Source organism: Acinetobacter sp. UBA3132 (genome assembly GCF_002364825.1).
In the GTDB taxonomy this organism is placed as follows: domain Bacteria; phylum Pseudomonadota; class Gammaproteobacteria; order Pseudomonadales; family Moraxellaceae; genus Acinetobacter; species Acinetobacter schindleri.
This window is the reverse complement of record NZ_DEZM01000157.1, coordinates 1-7,242: the sequence shown is the minus strand read 5'-3', so window position 1 is coordinate 7,242 and position 7,242 is coordinate 1. Positions and strand designations below refer to the sequence as shown.

At 44.8% G+C, this 7,242-nt stretch carries 6 protein-coding genes; all 6 read right to left on the bottom strand.

Features of this window, described 5'->3' with window-relative positions; genetic code table 11:
* On the bottom strand, positions 1 to 786 hold a 786-nt coding region (locus B4033_RS08650; protein ID WP_286833223.1), incomplete at its 3' end, for an ATP-binding cassette domain-containing protein.
* 2 nt (positions 787 to 788) lie between these two features.
* The gene (locus B4033_RS08645; protein ID WP_286833221.1) at positions 789 to 2,162 is read right to left on the bottom strand and encodes a MacA family efflux pump subunit; all 1,374 of its coding nucleotides are present in this window, start codon (positions 2,160 to 2,162) and stop codon (positions 789 to 791) included.
* 118 nt (positions 2,163 to 2,280) lie between these two features.
* On the bottom strand, positions 2,281 to 3,267 hold the full coding sequence (gene holA, locus B4033_RS08640; protein ID WP_286833219.1) for a DNA polymerase III subunit delta: 987 nt from the start codon (positions 3,265 to 3,267) through the stop codon (positions 2,281 to 2,283).
* A gap of 9 nt (positions 3,268 to 3,276) precedes the next feature.
* Complete coding sequence (locus B4033_RS08635; protein ID WP_008305464.1) at positions 3,277 to 3,810, bottom strand: LPS assembly lipoprotein LptE; 534 nt, start codon at positions 3,808 to 3,810, stop codon at positions 3,277 to 3,279.
* Between the two features lie 227 nt (positions 3,811 to 4,037).
* On the bottom strand, positions 4,038 to 6,659 hold the full coding sequence (leuS, locus tag B4033_RS08630; RefSeq protein ID WP_286833217.1) for a leucine--tRNA ligase: 2,622 nt from the start codon (positions 6,657 to 6,659) through the stop codon (positions 4,038 to 4,040).
* 122 nt (positions 6,660 to 6,781) lie between these two features.
* A complete protein-coding gene (locus B4033_RS08625; protein ID WP_228145441.1) occupies positions 6,782 to 7,108 on the bottom strand; it encodes a DUF4124 domain-containing protein in 327 nt (108 codons plus the stop codon).
* Positions 7,109 to 7,242 lie beyond the last annotated feature (134 nt).

Sequence of the window (7,242 nt, the reverse complement as noted above, 5' to 3'; positions counted from 1 at the left end):
TAGACGATCTACTGCTGAACGCCAGCTGGAGATTTTCTTCTGTTCACTGCGTTCTAGTGTTTGCTTTATAAAACCATCATCGACTTCAGGTACATTCTGCTGGTCAGAAATAATATTACCGTCTGAAATCTCAATAATACGGGTCGCATTCTTGGCCACATTATGATCATGTGTGACCAGAATAATGGTATGACCTTTGGCATTCAGCTCGCGCAGAATGCGCATTACTTCAATACCGCTATTCTTGTCCAATGCCCCTGTTGGTTCATCGGCAAGAATAACGTCACCACCATTCATTAAGGCCCGAGCAATTGAAACACGCTGCTGCTGACCACCAGACAACTGACTTGGACGGTTTTCAGTTTTTTCACCTAGCCCTAAATCTGTCAGCAATTTGACAGCACGCTCATGACGTTCAGTTGAGTCCGCCCCCGCGTAAATGGCAGGCACTTCAACGTTGCCTGCAGCATTCAAGTCACCAAGAAGATGATAGCGCTGGAAAATAAAGCCGAAGTATTCACGGCGTAACTGGGCCAGCTCGTCCGCTTCCAGTTCGCGGGTTTCACGCCCTTTGACTTTATAGCTGCCAGCAGTGGGTTTATCCAGACAACCCAAAATGTTCATTAAGGTTGATTTACCTGAACCGGACTGACCAACAATGGCAACCAGCTCGCCGGGATAGATTTCGAGGTTAACACCTTTGAGAATCTGAACCGTACTTTCACCCGCTGGGAATTCACGAATCAGATTCTTGACCTCTAACAGAGGCTGTTGTTGTTGATTCATGCTTACATTCTCATTGGGCCGGCGCCACTACGACCACCACCACTTCGTTTAGCACTGTCATTTGAAGTGTCTGAACCATCGGCAATAACCACTTGATCACCACGTTTCAGGCCTTTAATCACTTGCGCTGTCACACGGTTATTCAGACCGATCAGCACTGGGGTCGGTTTAGCAGTGCCGTCCGCTTGTAATACACGAACCATGGCACGTTGAGCTTTGCCTTGTTCAACCAGAGCACGTTCTGCATCAGAAAGTTCCAGACGGGCAGGGCGCTCACCTTTTGCATTGTCAGCACGGCTTTCATCACGAGCAGCAGACTCTTCGCTGCGTGAACGACCCTCGCCACGTGTTTCTTGAGTACCTTCACCACGATTTGGACGTTGTGGACGGTTAGAGGTTTGAATCGCAGCGGCTGGAATGGTCAATACATTTCGTGCTTCATCCAGCACAATATAAACTTGCGCCGTCATATCAATACGCAATTTACCATCTTCATTCGGTACATCGAACAAGGCGTTGTAATACACTGCAGAACTAGAAGATGAACTTGAAGTATTGGTATCGGTATTAATTGAATTTGGTGCTGGTTCTACCTGACGTAGTTTCGCGTAGATTTTCTTTTCACTATTGCCTAGGGTGGTGAAATAAACCGTTTGACCTTCTTCAACTTTCATGACATCTGCTTCAGAAATTTCGGCTTTGATGGTCATGGTGTCAAGTTTTGCCAGCTTCACAATGGTCGGTGCACTCTGGTTTGCGTTTACGGTCTGGCCTTCTTCGGTCACAATCGCCACAATGGTACCGTCCATCGGTGCCACGATTTGGGTATAGCCCAGATCTTCTTTTGCAGTGGCTAAAGTTAAACGTGACTGTTCAATCTGAGCATTAATTGCAGTAATCTCCGCTTGTGCTGTCTTATAACTTGCCAAGGCTGATTCCAGCTCTGAACGGGAAGTCGCATCCTGTGCATACATAGCTTTCTGACGGTTATATTCTGCTTCAACTTTGGCCAGATTTGCTTGTCGCACTGCCAATTGAGCCATCTGGTTTTTAATACTGGCTTCAGCAGTTTTTAAATCATTTTCCTGACGTACAGAATCAATTTGAGCAATCAACTGACCCTGTTTAACCTGATCGCCCAGTTGCACATACATTCTTTTCACCTGACCAGAAACCTGCGCACCGACGCTAACCATCTTGGTAGCTTCCAGTACACCTGTTGCCAGTACCGAGTTTTCAATATCTCCCTGAGTCACCTCAGCAGTAATATATTGCGTTGGCTGTTCTTCAGGTTTGAGGAAATACCACCCGGTGGCTATAAGTGCAATGGCAATGACTACTGCCATGATCAGTTTGGACGGTTTTATTTTTGGCATAGTGAACAGATTTAAGTCAGAGATATGTGAGTGATTATAAAAGCGAATTAAGGATAAATCGTGAATTTTTTTAACAAATAAGAATGATTATTATTTTATTTATCTGATGATTAAGCTCTTAATGAAATAAAGTTTTGCCACACATGCTGGCAATGGCTTGCTGCACCAAATGTTCAGGGTTTTCATGCCCCAACCCTTTGATAGAAGCATCAACTCTTAATAACAGGGCCGGCCAAGCTAAAAAGGTTTGTGGGCTAAGTCGACGTAAAGCCTGTTGATATAGGCTAACTTTGGTTTTCCAGATACCGATCTGTAGCGCATTTTGTGGCTGTTCAAACAGCTGCATTAACAAACGCATTTCCTTGCTGATACTCCACAGAATTAAGCTCAATGGCTCACCAGAAGCAATCAGATACTGAAAAATTTTAATCGATTGTGCCAGATTGCCATTTAGCAAGGCATCACTCAGGTCATAGGTACTATAACGTGATTGATCTTGCAGGCAGGCATACAGATGATCCACCTGGATTACATCGATCTCAGCAAAGGTATCACTAACACGCATCAGACTATTTTTGGCTGCCAGCAGGTTATGCTCATGGTGTTGTTCCAGCCATGCCCAGGCATCATTGGCAAGTTTAATGCCGAGCTTTTCTGCCTCAACTGACAAAATTTGCTGACGGTCGCGCGGATAATTGGCTGTCAGAGAGACATTGACGCCATTGGCATCCATGACCTGGAAAAAGCTGGATTTCAGGCTGCTACTATCCTGTTTAGGCATGATGATCAGCAATAAATTGTCACTGTCCTGCTGCAAATAGCTTTTTAATAGCTTGATGCCACTAGCGTCCGGCTTGATGTTGCCATGTACTTCAACCGCTAATTGAGTCGAAAACAGAGACAAACTATTTAATGCATTAAAGACATTTTTCCAGTCACTGACCGAACTGACATCATAGCGCTGACGTTCAACTTCCCGCTGTTGCCAGCTGGCACGAAAAGCATCCATCAGGTTCTGCTCAAGCAGAGGTTCCTGACCATGTAACACCCAGGCACCGCGAGCATCGGAGACACGTTTTAATGCCTGAAGGTAATCAAGTTTCATGGTTCAGTCTTATTGTGCCGGTTGAGTAGGAGTTTCAGGTTTTGCCAATGGTAGGCGATTTGATGATATCTGACGCGCAATCTGTTGTGCTACATCATCAATGAGAACCTGTTTCAGGAAAACCTGTTCCTGGTCATCAGTATTTACTGTCTCGATATCATATTGATAGGTGCGGGTCGCGACGATCGTACGCGGTTCAGTCACAGGATTACCTTGTGCATCTTCAATACGGAAGGTCACATTGAGACGTAATAATGTTTCTACCAGTTTACCGTTTAATTCCAGACGACGCGGAGTATAGTCCAGTACACGCAATACATAGGCATTTGGTGAATTTGACAATTGTACGCCGGCTGCACCCAGATAAATTGCCAGTTTTTCCTGAAGCTCCTCGGTATTGGTAGGTAAAGCCAGACTCATTACTGAATAAGCCACGGGTACTGAGCTTGGATTATTACCTTTAAGATGGAAGCCACAGCCGACTAGACCTGCACTTAGACCACAAGTTAAAACAATTGCTGCTAAACGTTTGCCCAAATGCATGCGTTGTCCTCTGTATTATTCTTTAGATAAAAGAAATGAAAAAAGTATGTCGTGATTGTATGTGCAAAGCCCGTTGACTGGCAACGGGCTTTGTTTGGGAATTGTGAAATCCTTTATAAAGTTCCTTCTCCCTCTGGGAGAAGGCTAGGATGAGGTTATTTTTTCAACTTACCTCTCCCTAACCCTCTCCCTAACCCTCTCCTAATAGGAGAGGGAACTTGAGGATATTAAACCACCAAATTCACTAATTTATTCGGCACCACAATTTCTTTCTTGGTCGGACCCGTCAAGAATTGTTGTACTTCAGGTAATGCTTTTGCTTGTGCAAGAATGTCATCTTTAGACGCATCTACAGACACTTCAAGTTTGCCACGAAGCTTACCATTCACCTGAACCACGATGGTTTGTGTATTACGTGTCAATGCAGACTCATCAACGCTTGGGAATTGAGCAGAAGTTAACTCGATGCCGAACTGAGCCAATAACGTTTGGCTTAAATGCGGTGCAAATGGTGCAAGTAAAGTCAGAAGTGTGGTGATGGATTCACGTGCAACAGCCACGTCGTTGTCATCTTTCGCTTCAAACTTATTGTTTGCGTTCAGAAGTTCCATCATTGCTGCAATGGCAGTGTTAAATGCATGACGACGTTCAATGTCATCACCCACTTTTTGGATGGTTTCATGGGTTTTACGACGTAAGTCTTGCGCAGCAGTTGAAAGCAATGCTTTGTCGATAGTTGCAGCAGCATTATCTTGTTCAAGGAAGCCCGTTGCCAAACGCCATACGCGTTTCAAGAAGCGGTTTGCACCCTCAACACCGGCATCAGACCATTCTAACGATTGGTCAGGTGGTGCAGCGAACATCATGAATACACGTGCAGTGTCTGCACCGTATTGGTCAATAATCGCTTGTGGGTCGATCCCGTTGTTTTTCGATTTCGACATCTTCTCTTGACCGCCAACGACAACGTCTTGACCATCTTCTTTGTATTTCGCAGAAGTGATACGACCTTTTTCGTCTTTTTCAAGCTCGATGTCCGCAGGATTGAACCATGTTTTCTTACCTGATTCCGCTTCGCGGTAATACGTATCAGCAAGCACCATACCTTGGGTTAACAAGTTAGTGAACGGTTCGTTACCTTGTACCACACCTTCATCACGCATCAATTTGTGGAAGAAACGTGCATAAAGCAAATGTAGAATCGCGTGTTCAACACCACCGATGTATTGGTTGACAGGAAGCCAGGTTTGACCCGCTTCAGGTTTCACCATGCCATCTGTAAAGTCTGGAGATGCATAACGTGCATAGTACCAAGATGATTCTACGAAAGTATCCAAGGTATCTGTTTCACGACGCGCGTCGCCACCACAGCAAGGACATTTGGTTTCGTAGAACTCAGGCATTTTGTTCAATGGGTTGCCTGAACCGTCTGGAACTACGTCAGTCGGCAGTACAACAGGAAGTTGCTCTTCTGGCACTGGCACTTGACCACAAGTGTCACAGTTAATCATTGGAATTGGACAACCCCAATAACGCTGACGGGAAACACCCCAGTCACGTAAACGGAATTGAACTTTTACATTGGCAAGACCTTGTGGCTCAAGTTTTGCCAAGAAAGCATCAAATGCGCCTTGGAAATCTAAACCATCAAATTCACCTGAATTAACCAGTTTACCTTCTTTCGAGCCGTACCATTCTTGCCATTGAGTCGCATCAAACTCGCTATCATCAGCGCCTTTGGCATCAATCACTTGCTTGATGGTTAAGCCATATTTGTTGGCAAATTCGAAGTCACGTTCATCGTGTGATGGAACTGCCATCACTGCACCTGAACCATAAGACATCAATACATAGTTGGCGATCCAAACCGGAACTTCTTCGCCAGTCACAGGATGCTTCACAGAAAGACCGGTTGCCATGCCTTTCTTCTCGGCAGTGGCAAGATCCGCTTCTGCCACAGAACCCATACGGCATTCTTCAATAAATGCTTTTAATTCAGGATTCGTTTCAGCCGCTTTTAGCGCCATTGGGTGTTCTGCTGCAACAGCAACATAAGTCACACCCATCAAGGTGTCGGCACGTGTGGTAAATACAGTTAGACCATCTGAGTAAACTTCAGGATTTGCTGAAGGGAAGGTAATTTCCATACCTTGCGAGCGACCAATCCAGTTACGTTGCATGGTCAAGACTTGTTGTGGCCAACCATCTTTAAGTGTGTCTAGGTCATCCAATAATTCTTGCGCATAGTCTGTGATGCGGAAGTAGTACATTGGAATATCACGTTTTTCTACCAATGCACCTGAACGCCAGCCGCGACCATTTTCAACTTGTTCGTTGGCAAGAACTGTTTGATCGACTGGATCCCAGTTCACGGTTGAAAGTTTACGGTAGATCAGGCCTTTTTTATAAAGCTGAACAAATAACCATTGTTCCCAGCGGTAGTATTCAGGTGTGCAGGTTGCGAATTCACGATCCCAGTCCACTGCAAGACCTAACTTTTTCAACTGATTACGCATGTAATCAATGTTTTCAAAGGTCCATTTTGCAGGGGCAACCTGATGCGCAATTGCTGCATTTTCCGCAGGTAAGCCAAAAGCGTCCCAACCCATTGGTTGAAGCACAGTTTCACCTTTTAAACGGTGGAAACGGCTGATCACGTCACCAATCGTATAGTTACGCACATGACCCATATGCAGTTTGCCACTTGGGTAAGGGAACATCGAGAGGATATAACGACGTGGACCTTCTACAGTGTCGGCAACTTTAAAGGCTTTCTGCGATTCCCAGTCCTGTTGGACTTGAGGCTCAATCGCACTGGCTTGGTATTCTGAGTCAATGTGAGTAGTCATATACGTAATACAAGAGAACGGTTAAAAAATTATGAGGCACAGCATAGCGCAAAATGCACTTATAGTGAATTTTGCACTCACATTTCCCGAAGAAAAAACGACTGTCCTATTAGAGGGATGCCTTATAAAGCGACTGCACGCTTTTTAGATTGTTGCAAGGCTTCGTTCGCTTCGCGTTGCTGCTGGTCTTGATCCGCTGGAGCTTGAGGCAATTGTTGCAGCTGTTCTTGAGATGCGTGCTCAGTTTGTTCAGCAGGTTCAGTATTTCTAGGAGGGGTTGGGGCTGAATTTTTCCAGCCATAAGTTTCCACTTTACCTGCTTTTTTTGCATTTTTTGGCGGTGGTGTTTTGGTGTAATGCGTTACTCCCTTGGCATCGACCCATTTATAGTATTGATTTGCCATGGTGTTTCCACTCATAAAACAGAGTAGAAGGGTGTTTGTTAACATGGCAAACAGTGAACGTCTCATGGTTATCGATCCTTTGCAGTCTCAGCATTTAGGTTGAGCATATTATAGTCAGTTTAAATAATTAGAGGAGTATTTTTATTGACTTTCGTAATAAATGTAGAAAAAGCTAATTG